We start from the raw sequence: 15,524 nt of genomic DNA, 5'->3' as shown, positions 1-15,524 counted from the left end.
CTAATCACCATCACCTCACTGCGACCAATACTGCCAGGCCCAGTAAAATCCCTCGTCGCGTGGCGGCAGGCGGTCGCGTTCGGCGTCGAGTTGCACCGGGGCCGGCGATTTCGGTTGCGGCTGCGACGACGAGTTCTCCCGCCAGGCGAGCAGCCAGTTGCCGAGGTGGGCGAACAGCACCGCGGTGGACTGGGTCATGACATCACTCCTTCTGTTCCGGATCGGCGGTCGCCGTGCTGCGAAGGGAAGCAGCCGGTCAAACCGGCAGAAACTTGTTGTCATTCCTTTCCCGCCCACGGAACCAGCTGACGCTCGATCCGGCGGATGATGAATTCCAGCACGAAGGCTATTGTCGCGATCACCACTATTCCCATCACCACGACATCGGTGACCAGGAACTGGGCGGCCGACTGGATCATGAAGCCGAGGCCGCGCGTTGCCGCCACCAGCTCGGCTGCAACCAGCGTCGACCAGCCGGCGCCGAGCGCGATGCGCAGGCCGGTGAGGATCGACGGCAGCGCGCTGGGCAGGATGACATGGCGCACCACTTGGCGCTGCGTCGCACCAAGCGAACGGGCCGCATCGATGCGCTCCTTTGAGACACCGCGCACGCCCGAGGCCGTCGACAGCGCCACGGGCGCCAGCATGGCAATGGCGATCACCAGGATCTTTGACGGCTCGCCGATGCCGAACCAGATGATGACCAGCGGCAGATAGGCGAGCGGCGGGATCGGCCGCAAAAATTCGAGCAAGGGATCGAAGATGCCGCGCCCGACCGTCGAAATGCCCATAGCCAGCCCAACCGGAACGCCGATGACGATGGCCGCGAGCAGCGCCGCGAACACGCGGCCGAGGCTGGCGACGATGTGCTGGAGCAAAGTCGCGTCGACGAAGCCGTCCTTGATCACCACGATGAACTTGGTCCACACGGCAGCGGGCGACGGCAGGAACACCGGCGACACCAGTTGCAGGCGCGCAGACAGCGCCCATGCCGCCAGCACGACCAGGATGGTGACGGCGCTGATCGCCCGCGAGGAAACCCCGCGCCGCTTCCGCACCGGCCGCGACCACGGCACCGAAATGGCATCGGCCTCGCCGGTCCCGGTGGCCGGCCGCTCGCTGTAGGAGGTGACGCTCATGCCGCCTCTCCTTCGAAGATCGCATCGGTCAGCTCGCCGCGCGCCGCGGCAAAGACTGGATCGGCCTTGATGGCGCGGATCGGCTCGCCTGCGGCATAGCGCCGGCTGAAACCGGTCTCGAATGTCCGCACCACGCGGCCCGGTCCGGGCGCCAAAACGACGATGCTTGTGGCCAGCACCAGCGCCTCCTCGATGCCGTGCGTGACCATCAGCACGCCGACCCGGCTTGCGGTCCACAGGTCGAGCAGCGTCGTCTGCATGCGCTCGCGCGTCAGCGCATCGAGTGCGCCGAGCGGTTCGTCGAGCAGCAGGAATTCCGGTTCGGCGGCGAGTGCACGGGCGAGTCCGACGCGCTGGCGCATGCCGCCGGACAATTCCCAGATGCGTTTGTCGCCGACGCCGTCAAGCTTGACCAGCGCCAGCAACTGGTCGGCGCGGCGCGCCCGCTCGGCTTGCGGCACGCCGCGCAGCCTGAGCGCAAAGGCGACGTTTTCACGGGCCGTCAGCCAGGGAAACAGCGCATCGTTCTGGAACACGACCGCCCGGTCGGAGCCTGGGCCGGTGATCGGCCTGCCGCCGATCGTGGCGACCCCGCGCGCAGGCTCGACCAGGCCGGCGGCGACATTGAGCAGCGAGGTCTTGCCGCAGCCGGAGCGGCCGACCAGCACGACGAAATCGCCCTTGGCGACATCGATGGAAACTCGGTCGACCGCCGGCGCTGCCTGGCCGTCATAGTGAACCGAGACCTTGTCGAGTACGAGATGCGGGTGGAGTACGAGATGCGGCATGAAAAGGGGCTCCGGAAGAAAATCAGCCTGCCCCGGCCCTCGTTGAGCGGATCCGGGACAGGCAGCACGCGGCGTCAGGGAAGAGGAAACCGCGCGTGTTCAGAGCAATTCCAGGAAAAGTGTGAAGCGGTTTTCCGTCCGGAATTGCGTAAAACTGAAGATCAGTTCGAGGCCAGAGCCTCGGTCACGTATTTCGACGACACGTATTTCGAATAGTCGGGCAGCACGGCGTCGATCTTGCCCTGCTCCTTGAGGAAGGCCGAAGCTGCCTCGATCGCCTTGACCGTGCCGCCGCCGAGGAATTTGTCGGAAGCCTGCTCTTCCAATGTCGGGAAGACGTAACCCTTGAGGAGCTGCGGCACCTCTTCCAGTTTGGCGCCGGTGATCTTGGCGATCTTGGCCGCTTCCGGCGACGAAACCGACCATGCCTCGGGCTTGGCCAGGAACTGGGCATAGGATTCGCCGGTCACCTTGACGAAATCGCGCACGGCGTCCGGGTTCTTTTCGGCGAAGTCGGTGCGCACGATCCAGGCGTCGAAGGTCGGCGCGCCCCAGGCGGCAACCTGCGAGGAATCCAGCACCACCTTGCCTGTCGTCTTGATCTGGCCGAGCGCCGGATCCCAGACATAGGCCGCGTCTATGTCGCCGCGGGCGAAGGCGGCGGCTATTTCCGGTGGCCTGAGATTAAGGATTTCGACCGACTTCGGGTCGACGTTTTCGTGCTTCAGCGCGGCAAGCAGGCTGTAATGCGTGGTCGACACGAACGGCACCGCCACCTTCTTGCCGGCGAGGTCGGCGATCTTCTCGATGCCGGATCCGTTGCGCGCGACCAGCGCCTCGGACTGGCCGATCAGGCCGACGACAAAGATGGTCTGGATCGGCAGTTCGCGGCTGGCGGCCGCGGCCAGCGGACTCGAGCCGACATAGCCGATATCGACCGAACCGGATGCGACGGCGGCGATGACATCGGCGCCGGAATCGAATTTGCGCCAGTCGATCGTGGCCTTGGTCGCCTTTTCATAGGCGCCGTCGGCCTGCGCTACTTTGGAAGGTTCGACCACCGTCTGGTAGCCGATGGTGATGTTGAGGTCCTGCGCCTGGGCCGGGCCGAGGAAGGCCGCACCCGCCAAAGCTGCCGACGACAGGAGGACAATGCGTCGCGAAATGCTGGACATGAAAGGCTCCATGAAAATGAGAAAACCGGATGCCTGTTCATAGTCAGCTAATTCTATCATTCTTGTAGAGTTAAATCCTTCCAAGCAAGAAGCACTTGTTAGAAAAAAACCACCGGCTGATGCGGGCGCGGTGACCGGCCCGTGTCGAACCGTGCACAAACGCAAACGGCGCCCGAAAGGCGCTGAAGAGTTGGTGGTTCTGCCAATCCTCCCTACGGAAGAGGCCTGATTTGGCGCTCGGCGCGCCGCTTGCGGCCTGCCGCAGGATCGATGTCGAGCCGTTGAGCCTCACCGACTTCCGCAGCGACGGCCACCGCTGGATGCTGCGGTCAAGCGGCGTGCCGGTGGCCGCCAAGGCCGCCCGGTCTCAGAGCGGCAAGGCGGCGTCCTGATATCGGGCGCAGGGCGGCGCCCGAGTTGTCGGGAGTCATGTTCGCCGATCCGCGGGCTGCGACCCAAAATTCCCGGCAAAGCCCCAAATGGCGCAAATCCATGCTGTAAAAGACGGTTGATTTGAAAACACGTTCCGCGTGTTCGAGGGTAAGTATAGTAATCTTATCGACATTGGGAGCAGGAGCCGCCGTTCATCGCCGCAATCGCTCGCGGCTGGCTGTGACCGTAACGGCACAAAGCCTTGCTAAAGTGGCCCCTGCGGCGTGAAAACGAAGCAAAATCAAGGTTTCTCGGCTTGTATATCATGTCAGTAGAATTTATGTGTCGAAGCCAGCTTGCACGCGGCGGGGAGGCACGTCAGGCGTTTCGCAACCGATGGTTTGGGCCATCGCCTGACAGAGAAACATTCGGTCTATGCTCACCAAAAAAGGCAAGTACGGCCTCAAGGCGCTGGTCCATCTGGCGCATCTGCCGGTGGGACAGCTCGCCTTCGTCGGCGACATCGCCAGCGGCAACAACATCCCGAAGAAATTCCTCGACGCCATTCTGGGCGAATTGCGCAATGCCGGTTTCGTCCAGAGCCGCAAGGGCAAGGATGGCGGCTATCGCTTGGCGCGCCCGGCCGACGAGATCAAGGTCGGCCATGTCGTGCGCGTCCTCGACGGACCGCTGGCGCCCATCCCCTGCGCCAGCCGCACTCAGTATCAGCGCTGTGAAGACTGCAATGAGGCGACATGCCAAGTCCGACATCTGATGCTCGAGGTCCGGCAGGCGATCGCCGAGGTGCTCGACCAGCGCACGCTGGCCGAGATGCGCGACATCGTCCTCGACGACCTTCCGGTCGCGAGGGACATCGACGAGCTTGCGCCGGCGCAAAAGGTCCCCGCCTGATCCTGAGCGTGCTCGCATGAGCGTCGCGCGCGCCAATTCGATCATCCGCAGCTCGATCATCATCGTCGGTGGCGGCGCCAGCGGCGTCGTGTTGGCCGCGCATCTGCTGAAGTCGCCCAACCCGGACCTTCGCGTCACGCTGATCGAAAAGCGTCCGCATTTCGGCCAGGGCATCGCCTATTCGACGCTTTTGTCGGCGCACGTGCTGAATGTCAGCGCTGCGGGGATGAGCGCCTATGCCGACGATCCCCTGAATTTCTGGCGCTGGTTGCAGGGGCGCGGCCTGATAAGCCAGGAACAGACGCCGCAGACACCCTTCTATGCACCGCGCAGCGTCTATGCCCGCTACCTCAAGGAAGTGCTCGACGAGCTCGAAGCGCGCGAAAAGGAAACCGGCCGTCTCAGGCTGATTCGCGAGGAAAGCCTGTCGATCTCGCCGACATCGTCCGGTGTCGAAGTGGTGCTGGCCAACGGCACCAGCGTCGTCGCGCATCTGGCGGTGCTTGCCACCGGCCATGACGAGCAGCCCGGCGCCGGCCAGGGCCACGCCATCCGTATGGGCACCGAGGCCGACACCGCGCTCGATCCTGAAGCCCGCGTGCTGGTGCTGGGCACCGGGCTCAGCATGGTCGATGCCTTCCTGTCGCTCGAGCAGCGCGGCCATCGCGGCGAGATCGTCGCCGTATCGCGGCGCGGGCTGCTGCCGTCGCCGCACCGCAAGGGCAACCCGATCAAGCTCGACGTCGCCGACATTCCGCTCGGCACGCAGCTCTCCTATTTCGTCGGCTGGTTCCGCGATCTGATCCGCGAAAACCAGAAGGCCGGCATCGACTGGCGCGACGTCGTCGATGGGCTGCGACCCTTCAATCAGAAGATCTGGCAGAACTGGCCGTCCTCGGCCAAGCGCCGCTTCGTTGAGCACACCAAGGCCTGGTGGGACATCCATCGCCATCGGCTGGCGCCCGAGGTGCATGCCCGCGTCACCGAAGCGGTGCGCACCGGCCGCATCCGCCCGGTCGCCGGCCGTGTCGTCGGCATCGAGGCTGGCGATGGATTCACCGTCGGCATCCAGTCTCGCCACACAAAGGCGCTGGAAACGCTGCAGGTCGCCCGCATCTATGATTGCACCGGCATCGCCCGCGACATCTCGACGACGTCGAACAGCGTCGTGCGCTCGCTGGTCGACCGCGGCCTGGCGCGGCCCGACCCGCTGCGGCTTGGCCTCGATGTAACGGCCAAGTGCGAAATCATCGCCGGCGACGGCACCGCATCGGCCAAGATCCTCGCCGTCGGGCCGCTGACCCGCGGCACCTTCTTCGAGATCGACGCCATCCCCGACATCCGCGTGCAATGCGCTAGGCTGAGCAAGCAGCTGCTGGGGTAAAGCTGTTGACGTCGGCGGGATAGCACGCCCCTCAGAGGGGGGTGGGAAGGATCGCTACGGAGGGTGTTGGGCTTGAGTCCAAAGCCGGCCTAAAACTGGAATTCCATTCCCCCTCTCGCCGGTTGATTGGCACGATCTACCTTCATTCCGACTGCAAACGGCCGGAAAAGAAGCTACGCTGCCGCTCTGCCCCCGAGGCGGTCGCTTGTTCAAGGGAGCACATCGATATGAGCGAGCACGGAAAAGCTGCGCCAGGCAGTTCGGACGGCGCGTTATCCCGCCTGCGTCCGCCCTACGCCTCGGTGCTCGACCTCATCGGCCAGACGCCGGTGGTCGAACTGACCAAATTCGACACCGGCAAGTGCCGGCTGTTCATCAAGCTCGAAAGCCAGAATCCAGGCGGCTCGATCAAGGACCGCATTGCGCTGTCAATGATTGCCGCGGCCGAGAAGGAAGGCAAGCTCAAGCGCGGCGGCACCATCGTCGAGGCGACCGCCGGGAATACCGGCCTCGGCCTCGCCCAGGTCGGCATCCCCAAGGGCTACCGCATCATCCTCGTCGTGCCCGACAAGATGTCGCGCGAAAAGATCCAGCATCTGCGCGCGCTCGGCGCCGAAGTGCGCATGACGCGCTCCGATGTCGGCAAGGGCCATGCCGAATATTACCAGGACATGGCCGAGAAGATCGCATCGGAAACGCCCGGCGCCTTCTACGCCAACCAGTTCGCCAACCCGGCCAACCCCGAGGCGCATGAGACCACCACCGGACCGGAAATCCTTGCCCAGCTCGACGGCGACCTCGACGCCGTGGTCGTCGGCGTCGGCTCCGGCGGCACGCTGACCGGGCTTGGCCGCTACTTCGCCAGAACATCGCCGAAGACCGAAATGGTGCTGGCCGATCCCGTCGGATCGGTGCTGGCGCCGCTGATCAAGACCGGCAAGATGGAAGAGGCCGGCAGCTGGACCGTCGAAGGCATCGGCGAGGATTTTGTGCCGCCCAATGCCGATCTGTCGCTGGTCAGGAAAGCCTATTCCATCCCAGACAAGCAGAGCATGCTGGCCGTGCGGGACCTGCTTTCGAAGGAAGGCATTCTCGCCGGCTCGTCTTCCGGCACGCTGCTGTCGGCCGCGCTTCGCTATTGCCGCGAGCAGACGACAGCAAAACGCGTCGTCACCTTCGTCTGCGACAGCGGCAACAAATATCTGTCCAAGGTGTTCGACGATTTCTGGCTGGCCGAGCAGGGGCTGGCCGAACAGGAACAGCATGGCGATCTGCGCGACCTCGTCATGCGCTCGCACCGCACCGGCGACACCGTTTATGTCGGCCCCGACGAAAGCCTGCTCAACGCCTATGGCCGCATGCGCCGCTCCGATGTCTCGCAGCTGCCGGTGCTGGACAACGGCAAGCTGGTCGGCATTATCGATGAGGGCGATATATTGGCCAAGGTCGACGGCCCCTATGACGGCCGCTGGGACCGCTTCAACGCCCCGGTGCGCACCGCCATGACCTCCAATCTGCACACGCTGCAGGCCAGCCAGACGCTGGATGCGCTGCTGCCGGTGTTCGACCGCAACGAGGTCGCCATCATCTTCGATGGCGACGAGTTCGTCGGCCTGATAACCCGTATCGACCTGATCAACCATTTGAGGCGCGCACGATGACTGCTGAAACATCCCCATCGGGCAAGAACCGCCTGGCTTTTTCCACGCGCACCATCCATGGCGGCCAGAGCCATGACCCGCTGACCGGCGCGGTGATGGTGCCGATCTACGCGACCTCGACCTATGGCCAGCAGTCGCCCGGCGTGCACAAGGGGTTTGAGTACGCCCGCAGCCAGAACCCGACCCGCTTTGCCTTCGAGCGCGCGGTGGCCGATCTCGAGAGCGGCTCGGCGGCCTTTGCCTTTGCTTCCGGCCTGGCGGCGATCTCGACCGTGCTCGAGCTGCTCGACAGCGGCGCCCATATCGTCGCCACCGACGACATCTATGGCGGCTCGTTCCGGCTGATGGAGCGGGTGCGCAAGCGCTCGGCCAATCTGCAGGTGAGTTTTGTGGACTTCACCGATCTGGCGGCGGTGGAAGCAGCGATTCGCCCGGAGACAAAACTGCTCTGGGTCGAAACTCCGACCAATCCGCTGCTGCGTATCGTCGACCTCGAAGGCGTTGCGGCACTCGCCAGGCGCAAGGGCGTATTGACGGTCGCCGACAACACGTTCTGCAGCCCCTACATCCAGCGGCCGCTGGAACTCGGCATCGACATCGTCGTGCACTCGACGACGAAATATCTCAACGGCCATTCCGACATGGTCGGCGGCGTCGCCATCGTCGGCGACAACAAGGATCTCGCCGCCCAGCTGAAATTCCTGCAGAACGCCATCGGAGCCATCTCCGGTCCCTTCGACAGTTTTCTCGCGCTGCGCGGCATCAAGACACTGGCGCTCAGGATGGAGCGGCATTCCACGAACGGCCTGAAGATTGCGCAGTGGCTGGAGGCGCGAAAAGATGTGCGCCGCGTCGTCTATCCCGGCCTGGCCAGCCATCCGCAGCACGCCATCGCCGTCCAGCAGATGCATGCCTTTGGCGGCATGATCTCGGTGGACCTCGACCGCGACCTCGCCGGCACCAAACGCTTCCTCGAACGGACGCAACTGTTCACGCTGGCTGAAAGCCTCGGCGGCGTCGAAAGCCTGATCGAACACCCGGCGCTGATGACGCACGGCTCGATCCCGGCCGAAAAGCGCGCCGCGATCGGCATTTCGGATTCGCTGGTGCGGTTGTCGGCGGGGATAGAGGATGGCGATGATCTGATCGCCGATCTGGAGCAGGCGTTGCGGGGGTAGGCGTACCGGATGCGTACCGATGACAATGAGGGGCGGCGCTGACCGTCGAGATTAAATCCCAATCCGCCGCGCGTTAACACATTCAGCAGCCTTTGCTTAACCCTTGGCCGCTATGTCCCGCCCCGGGGAGGCATGGCGAGAGTGAGTGTGATGGACAACAACCCGGAAAAGCGCAGCGAATGGCGCGCCATTTTTTATGTGCAGGCCCGCGTGGCCATCCTGTTCGTTCCGGTCGTCGCCAGCCTTCTGGTCATTGCCGCTCTTGCCGGCAACGACCACAGTTCCGACGCCCTCGACCGCACGGTTACGGGCTCGGTGAAATAGCGGCGCGGCCGTCGGCTTGCCTGCCCGGGAACGGCCGCCTCAGAAAAACTTCGGGATCGGGCCGTTCTGCGGCGTCACGTCGCCTTCCAGGTCGATGAACGCCTCGTCGACAAAGCACCAGGCCCAGCCTTCCGGCGGGTCGTAGCCTTCGATGATAGCGTGTTTGGTGGCGTGGAAATGCTTGGTGGCGTGGCGGTTGGGCGAGTCGTCGCAGCAGCCGACATGGCCGCAGGTGCGGCACAGCCTGAGATGCACCCACATCGAGCCGCTCTTCAGGCACTCCTCGCAACCGAGCGCGCTCGGCGTCACCGTCTTGATGTCGCGCGTGTGTTTGCATTCATCCATTATGCTCTCCTGGCCAGTTCGGGCGCTGCTGCGTTGGGTCGCGCGAGATAGGCGTGCAAGGCAGCCACCACCTGGGCGCCTTCGCCGACGGCGGCGGCGACCCGCTTGACCGAGCCTGCGCGCACGTCGCCGATGGCGAACACGCCGCTGCGGCTGGTCTCCATCGGGCCCGCCGCTATGTCGGAGCCGGTGCGCACGAAACCCCTGGCGTCGAGCGCGATATCGCACCCAGCCAGCCAATCGGTGTTGGGGTCGGCGCCGATGAACAGGAAGAGATGCTGGATCGGCCGCATCTCGACGCCGCCGGGGTTGCGCCAGCGCAACTGGGTGAGATTGCCGCCTTCGCCTTCCAGCGCCTCGATCTCGGTCTCGCCAAGCACCTCGATGTTGGGTTGCGCCTCGATACGCTCGACCAGATAGCGCGACATGGTTTCCCTGAGGCCGCCGCGGCGCGCCAGCATCGTCACCTTGCGCACCTGGCTGGCGAGATAGACCGCCGCCTGCCCCGCCGAATTGCCGGCGCCGACCAGCGCCACTTCTTGCCCTGTGCATAGCCGCGCTTCGATCGGCGAGGCCCAGTAATGCACCGACGTGCCCTCGAACTCGGCCAGCTTGGCGATGTCGAGGCGGCGGTAGCGGGCGCCGCTGGCGATCACCACCGTGCGTGCGCGCAGGCTTTCACCGTCGCCGACGGTAAGCGTGTAGCCCTCGCCTGCTGCACCGAGCAGCTTGGCCTCGTCGGGGATGACTATTTCGACGCCGAATTTCTGCGCCTGGTTGTAGGCGCGCGCCATCAGCGCCATGCCGGAAATGCCGGTGGGGAAACCCAGATAGTTCTCGATGCGCGCGGAGGCGCCGGCCTGGCCGCCGAAGGCGCGGCAATCGAGCACGATGGTCGACAGCCCTTCGGATGCCGCATAGACCGCGGCCGCCAGCCCCGCCGGCCCGGCGCCGACAATGGCGACGTCATAGACCATGTCGGGATCGATCGGCCGCAGCAGGCCGATGCAGCGGGCAAGTTCGGTTTCGCCGGGATTGTGCATCAGCTTGCCGTTGGGGCAGAGCACGATCGGCAGATGGTGCGGGTCAACATGAAAATGCTCAATCAGCGTCTTGGCGCACGGGTCGCTGTCGGAATCGAGCGCGCGGTGCGGCTGGCCGCTGCGGCGCAGAAATCCCTGCAGCCGCAGCGTATCGCCGTTGCCGGCCGGGCCTACGACGATCGGTCCACTGCTGCCGCTTTCCAGGAGCCCGACGCGGCGCAGGATCAGCGCCCGCATGATCCGCTCGCCAAGGCTTGCCTCCTGCACCATCAGGTCGCGCAGCCGCTGCGAGGGGATGACGAAGGCCTCGACCGGCTCGGCCGCCTCCGCATTGACCAGCGACGGCCGGCTGGAAAGCTGCGCCAGCTCGCCGATGAAATTGCCGGGACCATGAGTGACGATGGTCTCGCGCCGGCCGGGCCTGACATCCTGGGTGATATCGACCGTGCCCGACAGGATGACGATCAGCCCCGGCGCCACGGTGCCGGCGGTGACGATATGCTCGCCGGCGGCATAGGAACTCGCCTCGCCGAACCGGCGCATGCGCTCGATATCGGCGTCGCCCAGGATGGGAAACATCTGGTCGCGGCGGGTGACGGTGATCGGCTGGGTGGGTGGGGCCATAGGTGCGAGCGTAGCGCCGAGACGGCCGGGTTTGAAGTGGTTTGTTGGGGGACTGGCCGGAAGGGGAGGTGGCTCCCGCGCCAGCTGGTGCGGATGCTTCGCATGGCCCCGAGCTGCAAGGCAAACAGTGCGCCGACAAGTGCGACCTTTATAAGGGCGAGCCCGAGCAGTACCGCCAGCAGTCCTCGCTCACCAGTATGCTGCAAGAGCAGCGCGCCGACGGTCGGCGCCGGGCTATCGCGTTACGCCAAGCGCCTGAGGTGCGGTGGTATCCTTGGGCTCCCCGAAGGCAGATCCTGGCGAAATCCCATTCGTCACATCTTTGTAGAGCGCTATCGGATGCGGGCGCCCCACCAGATATCCTTGGATTTCGGGACATCCTTCCTTCATCAGGAAGGCACGCTCGTCCTCTGTTTCGACACCCTCCGCGATGACAGGCAAGGCCAGCGCATTCCCCAGGCTGAGTATCGTGCGCACGATGGCGGCCGATTGGACATTCGAACCGACACCCGAAACAAAACTGCGATCGATCTTGATCTTGTCGAATGGAAACGCCTGCAGCGAGGACAGCGAGGCATACCCGGTGCCAAAATCATCCATCGAGACCCTGACGCCCAACGCCTTCAACCTCCGCAAAACCGACAAGGCAGTTGCCCGGTCGCGGATGAGAACCCCTTCCGTGATTTCCAGTTCCAGCCGCCCCGGAGCAAGGCCGGTCTCGTAGAGGATAGAATGAACGAGGCCTACCAGATCCCCGAAACGGAACTGCACGGGAGAGAGGTTGACGGCGATCTGCAGCGGTGAGGGCCAGGAGGCCGCGTCTCTGCACGCCTGCCTGAGCGTCCATTCACCTATCTCAACGATCGTGCCATCCTGTTCGGCAAGCGAGACAAACGCGTTTGGGGAGATGAGCCCATGCTTTGGATGGTGCCATCGGGCGAGTGCCTCGAAGCCGAAGATTTCGCCGTCCATCCTGGCTTGCGGCTGATAATGAAGCACAAGTTCGCCATGGGCGACCGCAGAGCGCAAATCTCGCTGCAAGGCGTAGCGCTCTCTTAGCCGCTTATCCATCTCAGGATCGAAGAATTGCACCATCCGACGACCGTCCGCCTTGGCCCGGTAGAGCGCTGCGTCGGCATTTGCCATCAGCGCCGCTGCATTCTCTCCGTCTTTCGGATAGATCGCCGCCCCGATGCTCACCCCGATCGAAATGTGCTGGCCCCGGATTTCGAATTTGCCTGCCGCCGATTCGAACAGACGGTCCGCAACATCCTTGGCACTCGCGGACCGGTCATCCATGGCCAGGACAACCGTGAATTCGTCGCCGCCCATGCGCGCGATAAAGGCCTCAGGCGCCGCGGTTTGGAGACGCCGGGAAATGGTGCAAAGCAGATCGTCGCCGGCGGCGTGCCCGAAAACGTCGTTCGCCTCTTTAAAATGGTCAAGGTCGATGCTGAAGACGGCAAAGCTGGCGTGCGTTGCTTTTGCACGCTCGAGCGTCGTGGCCAGGTGTGCTGCAAGCGCGGCTCGGTTCGCCAGGCCGGTAAGCGGATCGTGGTGCGCGAGATGCGCGATTTCCTCGTGCCGTGCCATCAGTTCGGTGCGCGCTACGTTCATGTTCTCGCGCGCGTCGTCCAGGCCGTGGGCGGCTTCCCTCACCTTGTCCTGGAGCAGGTTGAAGCTTTCGGCCATCTCTCCAAGTTCGTCACGAGAGTTTACCGTAACCGGCATGATATTCACGGAGGCATGCGCCGCCGCGAGGTCTCCCCGCCCCAGGGCGACCATGGCGAGAGAGAAATCCTTCAGCGTTCCGGATGTCAGACGCTTTGCCGCGTTGCTCACCTCGGTCGCCGAATGGGTGATCATTCCCGGCAAGATCAGGCCAACGCTGATGGTCAGCAGCGCGACAACGACAAAAATGTCCTCCAGCGCGGCGACCAATGAAGTGTCGCCTTGGGGAACGCTGCCGATCGCCAGGAAATAGCCGGCACCGTCAAGCACGAGCACAAAAAGCATGGCTCCGGTAAGCTTCAGGTGAAGCGTATGTGGCAGCAAGGGTAGACCGAGTGCGTATCGATCCTCCATCGTGCGCCAGGCGTAGAGCGCAGCACCCGAATATGCCAAAGCCAGACCGAACAGGACGGTAGGAAGGCCAAATTGCTGAAATCCCAGTATGGCGGTCAACAGCCATATTGCAGCCGCGCCTACGCCAAGGATGATCGTTCCCCTGGGAGCCCGGAAGGGTCGCTCGGCTTCGGGACTATCACGGCGCAAGAGCCAGACTGCGATATTTGGCATGCAGATGCTGATCAGGTACGTAAAATTGGCCGCGGCGATCATCCAGAGCGGATACCCGCACAGCATGAAGCCGATTGCCGCGGCAGCTGTGAGCAGCGTTGCCGCCCAGGGACAATCTGTTGAGGTGCGCCTGGCCAGGAAGCTCGGCAGCAGGCCGTCTTCGCTCAGCTGCGCAAGGGTCCGCGCGGCGCCTGCCAATGGCTGCAACGTTCCATGGAACATGTTCAGCATGATGAGCCAGATGGCGGCCGCCTTGCCGAAACTCCCCAACAAGGGCGCAAAGGTGGGCCCGAGAGCTATGGCGAGGTCGGTGCCGAGCGGCTCCGGCCCGAGCACACCCAGCCAGACAACCGGCAGGACCAGGAAATAGACGCCGGCCATTGCGGCGCTGGCCCACATCGCCAGAGGAATGTTGCGGTTGGGATCGATGGTTTCGCCAACATGGCAGGCTGCAGCCTCAAATGCCGGTGCGGCAAACCCGATCAGGTACAGTCCCGCCATCACCGACGTGATATCGCCGAACAGGCCGGTAAACGGGCTGGTCAGGGCAAAATCCGTCGCCTGCCGCCAGTCGACCGAGCCACTGATGACCGGGACGAGGGATGAGAGAAACGCAAGCGTCGCGGAGGCAGTGGCGATCGGGATCGCCAGTTGGACCACCCACTTGATTCCACACAGGTTGACCGCCGTAAAGAATGCGATGAGCCCGCAGGCGACCGCCTCCACGGGGAGGCCCGGCAGGTACCATTGCTGTATTGCAGACGCTGAAAGAACCGCTGTCAGTCCGCAGGTCGGCACCCAACCCCACCAATAGCAGGTGCCCGTCAGAGCCGAGAGAACGGGACTGTAAGGTCGGAAGGCTTCGGCGCACGCTGCAGAGATACCGCCGACGCGGTTTGGCCACATGAGAACCAATTCGGTCCACGCAGGCGCGGCGGCCCAGCTTAGAAGCAGACCAACAACGAGCAAAGGAACCGCAGCGCTTCCTTGACCGGGAATATTCCCCTGGCCGACAAAAAGGGCGGCAATCAGAAACAGGCTTTGATTGCTGCCACCCATGGCGAGCGCTGTCGTGCCCATCCATCCCAAGGTTCTCGGGTGCGGTCGTGAAGGCGTGAGGCCCGGCATTCAGAGACATCCATTCGAGTGCGGAGCGCTGTCTGACTGGCGAATGTAACCTGCGGAGATATGTCTGTCGAACGTCGCGCTCCCGAAGTCAAAGTTGGACCTTAGGTGAGACGTATTAAGACTTCGTACAAAACCAGATCCGCCCGATGATCGCTGTCAACTTGCGGTAGCTGCGGTTCAATCATGCTGATGCCGGCCCGAGTGGATCGATCTCCTCAAATCTGGGATATCATATCAATTTTATCTAATCGCCCACTATGAGGGATAGTCGCGAATACAGCCTAATATCGATTATTATCGACAAATCTCGTGATTGCGGCGCTATCATCCGAAGGCGGCTGAAGTCGACTGTAGATCGCTAATCACATTGACCGCTTTTTGACTTCGTACCTCGCCATCGTGGGGGCAAGCACCGAGACTTCACGCCGTGCCTCAAGTTGGAGCTAACTTGTGCGAGCACGCCGCATAGCCCCGCGTTGCAGGGCAAACAGCGCGCCGACCACGCTGGGCGCGGCGGCGCGCTGGTGGGTCCTTCCCAGGCCGGCGCCCGTACGGTCGATATGGCGATCGCTCGCTACCATCATCCGATCTGCACCAAACTGGCCTCGGTGACATTTCTGACCATAGGCGTGGCGACGCTCTGGACCGGCCTGCCCGGTTCTGCCGGCCACGGTGATTTTCTATGGCGCCCGCATCGGCTAGCATGGCCGAGTATCGTCACATGCGGCGACATGGTGTTCTGGACGATGCTTGAGCGCGACGCGACCTCGCCAGCGGGCACGCCTTCGACGCCGGCCCGTAGCAGGAATGTGTTCAGCACCAGAACACTTGGGATCAGCGTTGCGGGAGCCTGCACACGTGAGTACTCCGCCTCACAAGCCTTCCGGCTGGTCCTCGAGGACGAACGACGCTGCAATCAGGTCATCGCCGCTGATGCGGCCACTGCCGCCAACCATGATGGATGCGACTTTCTGAAAGGTCTTCATGTCGGCCTCTGTTATGCGCGCATCGCGCATTCTCGCCCTGAGAGAACCCAGGCGGGTATCAAGGGCTGGCGATGTCTCGACGTGATCGATCATCTTCGATCATCCTGGAGCGCAATGTGAAATCCGCTGCCCGCCGCCATGGCCGGCGGCGGGCGGCAGCTATTCGA

Annotated in this window: 14 protein-coding genes; 7 read left to right on the top strand and 7 right to left on the bottom strand. The window is 63.7% G+C overall.

Going from position 1 to position 15,524, the window contains the following annotated elements:
• Window positions 1-15 precede the first annotated feature (15 nt).
• The 4 genes from ACYG9R_RS11175 to tauA form a co-directional block, all read right to left on the bottom strand.
• Window positions 16-198 carry a hypothetical protein gene (locus ACYG9R_RS11175; protein ID WP_023672089.1) on the bottom strand — a complete coding sequence of 61 codons (183 nt, stop codon included), beginning with the start codon at window positions 196-198 and terminating at the stop codon, window positions 16-18.
• A gap of 80 nt (window positions 199-278) precedes the next feature.
• Window positions 279-1,139, bottom strand: coding sequence for an ABC transporter permease subunit (locus tag ACYG9R_RS11170; RefSeq protein ID WP_023824077.1), 861 nt, complete (start codon window positions 1,137-1,139; stop codon window positions 279-281).
• Window positions 1,136-1,927: a taurine ABC transporter ATP-binding protein gene (locus ACYG9R_RS11165; RefSeq protein WP_023686044.1), complete on the bottom strand. Its 792-nt coding sequence runs from the start codon at window positions 1,925-1,927 to the stop codon at window positions 1,136-1,138. The genes ACYG9R_RS11170 and ACYG9R_RS11165 overlap by 4 nt, the downstream gene beginning before the upstream one ends.
• 161 nt (window positions 1,928-2,088) lie before the next feature.
• On the bottom strand, window positions 2,089-3,102 hold the full coding sequence (tauA, locus tag ACYG9R_RS11160) for a taurine ABC transporter substrate-binding protein (protein WP_023710332.1): 1,014 nt from the start codon (window positions 3,100-3,102) through the stop codon (window positions 2,089-2,091).
• 230 nt (window positions 3,103-3,332) lie between these two features.
• Between tauA and ACYG9R_RS11155 the strand changes: the two genes are divergently transcribed.
• The 6 genes from ACYG9R_RS11155 to ACYG9R_RS11130 all read left to right on the top strand — a co-directional run bounded on the left by ACYG9R_RS11155 (window position 3,333) and on the right by ACYG9R_RS11130 (window position 8,933).
• On the top strand, window positions 3,333-3,494 hold the full coding sequence (locus ACYG9R_RS11155; protein WP_023824076.1) for a hypothetical protein: 162 nt from the start codon (window positions 3,333-3,335) through the stop codon (window positions 3,492-3,494).
• Between the two features lie 415 nt (window positions 3,495-3,909).
• Window positions 3,910-4,386, top strand: coding sequence for an RrF2 family transcriptional regulator (locus ACYG9R_RS11150; RefSeq protein ID WP_023672084.1), 477 nt, complete (start codon window positions 3,910-3,912; stop codon window positions 4,384-4,386).
• A 16-nt stretch (window positions 4,387-4,402) separates the two neighbouring features.
• The gene (locus tag ACYG9R_RS11145) at window positions 4,403-5,770 is read left to right on the top strand and encodes an FAD/NAD(P)-binding protein (protein ID WP_023672083.1); all 1,368 of its coding nucleotides are present in this window, start codon (window positions 4,403-4,405) and stop codon (window positions 5,768-5,770) included.
• Window positions 5,771-5,997: 227 nt separating this feature from the next.
• Complete coding sequence (locus ACYG9R_RS11140; protein ID WP_023692936.1) at window positions 5,998-7,431, top strand: pyridoxal-phosphate dependent enzyme; 1,434 nt, start codon at window positions 5,998-6,000, stop codon at window positions 7,429-7,431.
• On the top strand, window positions 7,428-8,609 hold the full coding sequence (locus ACYG9R_RS11135; RefSeq protein WP_023824075.1) for a trans-sulfuration enzyme family protein: 1,182 nt from the start codon (window positions 7,428-7,430) through the stop codon (window positions 8,607-8,609). Before ACYG9R_RS11140 ends, ACYG9R_RS11135 begins: the two co-directional genes overlap by 4 nt.
• A gap of 132 nt (window positions 8,610-8,741) precedes the next feature.
• Complete coding sequence (locus tag ACYG9R_RS11130) at window positions 8,742-8,933, top strand: hypothetical protein (RefSeq protein ID WP_196813602.1); 192 nt, start codon at window positions 8,742-8,744, stop codon at window positions 8,931-8,933.
• 39 nt (window positions 8,934-8,972) lie between these two features.
• On the opposite strand, the gene ACYG9R_RS11125 is transcribed toward ACYG9R_RS11130, so the two are convergent.
• The 3 genes from ACYG9R_RS11125 to ACYG9R_RS11115 form a co-directional block, all read right to left on the bottom strand.
• Window positions 8,973-9,278 (bottom strand): UBP-type zinc finger domain-containing protein, encoded by a 306-nt coding sequence (locus ACYG9R_RS11125; protein ID WP_023824073.1) that lies wholly within the window; start codon window positions 9,276-9,278, stop codon window positions 8,973-8,975.
• Entirely contained in the window at window positions 9,278-10,945 is a 1,668-nt protein-coding gene (locus tag ACYG9R_RS11120; RefSeq protein ID WP_023824072.1) for an FAD-dependent oxidoreductase, read from the bottom strand. The genes ACYG9R_RS11125 and ACYG9R_RS11120 overlap by 1 nt, the downstream gene beginning before the upstream one ends.
• Window positions 10,946-11,179: 234 nt before the next feature.
• Complete coding sequence (locus ACYG9R_RS11115) at window positions 11,180-14,371, bottom strand: amino acid permease (protein WP_081726857.1); 3,192 nt, start codon at window positions 14,369-14,371, stop codon at window positions 11,180-11,182.
• A gap of 476 nt (window positions 14,372-14,847) precedes the next feature.
• Here ACYG9R_RS11115 and ACYG9R_RS11110 point away from each other — a divergent pair, with 476 nt between their 5' ends.
• Window positions 14,848-15,477 (top strand): hypothetical protein, encoded by a 630-nt coding sequence (locus ACYG9R_RS11110; RefSeq protein WP_196813594.1) that lies wholly within the window; start codon window positions 14,848-14,850, stop codon window positions 15,475-15,477.
• The last annotated feature ends 47 nt before the right edge of the window (window positions 15,478-15,524 follow it).

Source organism: Mesorhizobium sp. RSR565B (genome assembly GCF_054719465.1).
The sequence above is the reverse complement of the archived record's forward strand: the minus strand, read 5'-3'. Positions and strand labels throughout refer to the sequence as shown.

Bases quoted from the DNA above. Each gene is read 5' to 3' on its own strand.
- ACYG9R_RS11125 (WP_023824073.1), bottom strand. From the start codon at position 9,278: ATGGATGAATGCAAACACACGCGCGACATCAAGACGGTGACGCCGAGC.
- ACYG9R_RS11175 (WP_023672089.1), bottom strand. From the start codon at position 198: ATGACCCAGTCCACCGCGGTGCTGTTCGCCCACCTCGGCAACTGGCTG.
- ACYG9R_RS11165 (WP_023686044.1), bottom strand. From the start codon at position 1,927: ATGCCGCATCTCGTACTCCACCCGCATCTCGTACTCGACAAGGTCTCG.
- ACYG9R_RS11130 (WP_196813602.1), top strand. From the start codon at position 8,742: ATGGCGAGAGTGAGTGTGATGGACAACAACCCGGAAAAGCGCAGCGAA.
- ACYG9R_RS11140 (WP_023692936.1), top strand. From the start codon at position 5,998: ATGAGCGAGCACGGAAAAGCTGCGCCAGGCAGTTCGGACGGCGCGTTA.
- ACYG9R_RS11115 (WP_081726857.1), bottom strand. From the start codon at position 14,371: ATGCCGGGCCTCACGCCTTCACGACCGCACCCGAGAACCTTGGGATGG.
- ACYG9R_RS11145 (WP_023672083.1), top strand. From the start codon at position 4,403: ATGAGCGTCGCGCGCGCCAATTCGATCATCCGCAGCTCGATCATCATC.
- tauA (WP_023710332.1), bottom strand. From the start codon at position 3,102: ATGTCCAGCATTTCGCGACGCATTGTCCTCCTGTCGTCGGCAGCTTTG.
- ACYG9R_RS11170 (WP_023824077.1), bottom strand. From the start codon at position 1,139: ATGAGCGTCACCTCCTACAGCGAGCGGCCGGCCACCGGGACCGGCGAG.
- ACYG9R_RS11150 (WP_023672084.1), top strand. From the start codon at position 3,910: ATGCTCACCAAAAAAGGCAAGTACGGCCTCAAGGCGCTGGTCCATCTG.
- ACYG9R_RS11135 (WP_023824075.1), top strand. From the start codon at position 7,428: ATGACTGCTGAAACATCCCCATCGGGCAAGAACCGCCTGGCTTTTTCC.
- ACYG9R_RS11120 (WP_023824072.1), bottom strand. From the start codon at position 10,945: ATGGCCCCACCCACCCAGCCGATCACCGTCACCCGCCGCGACCAGATG.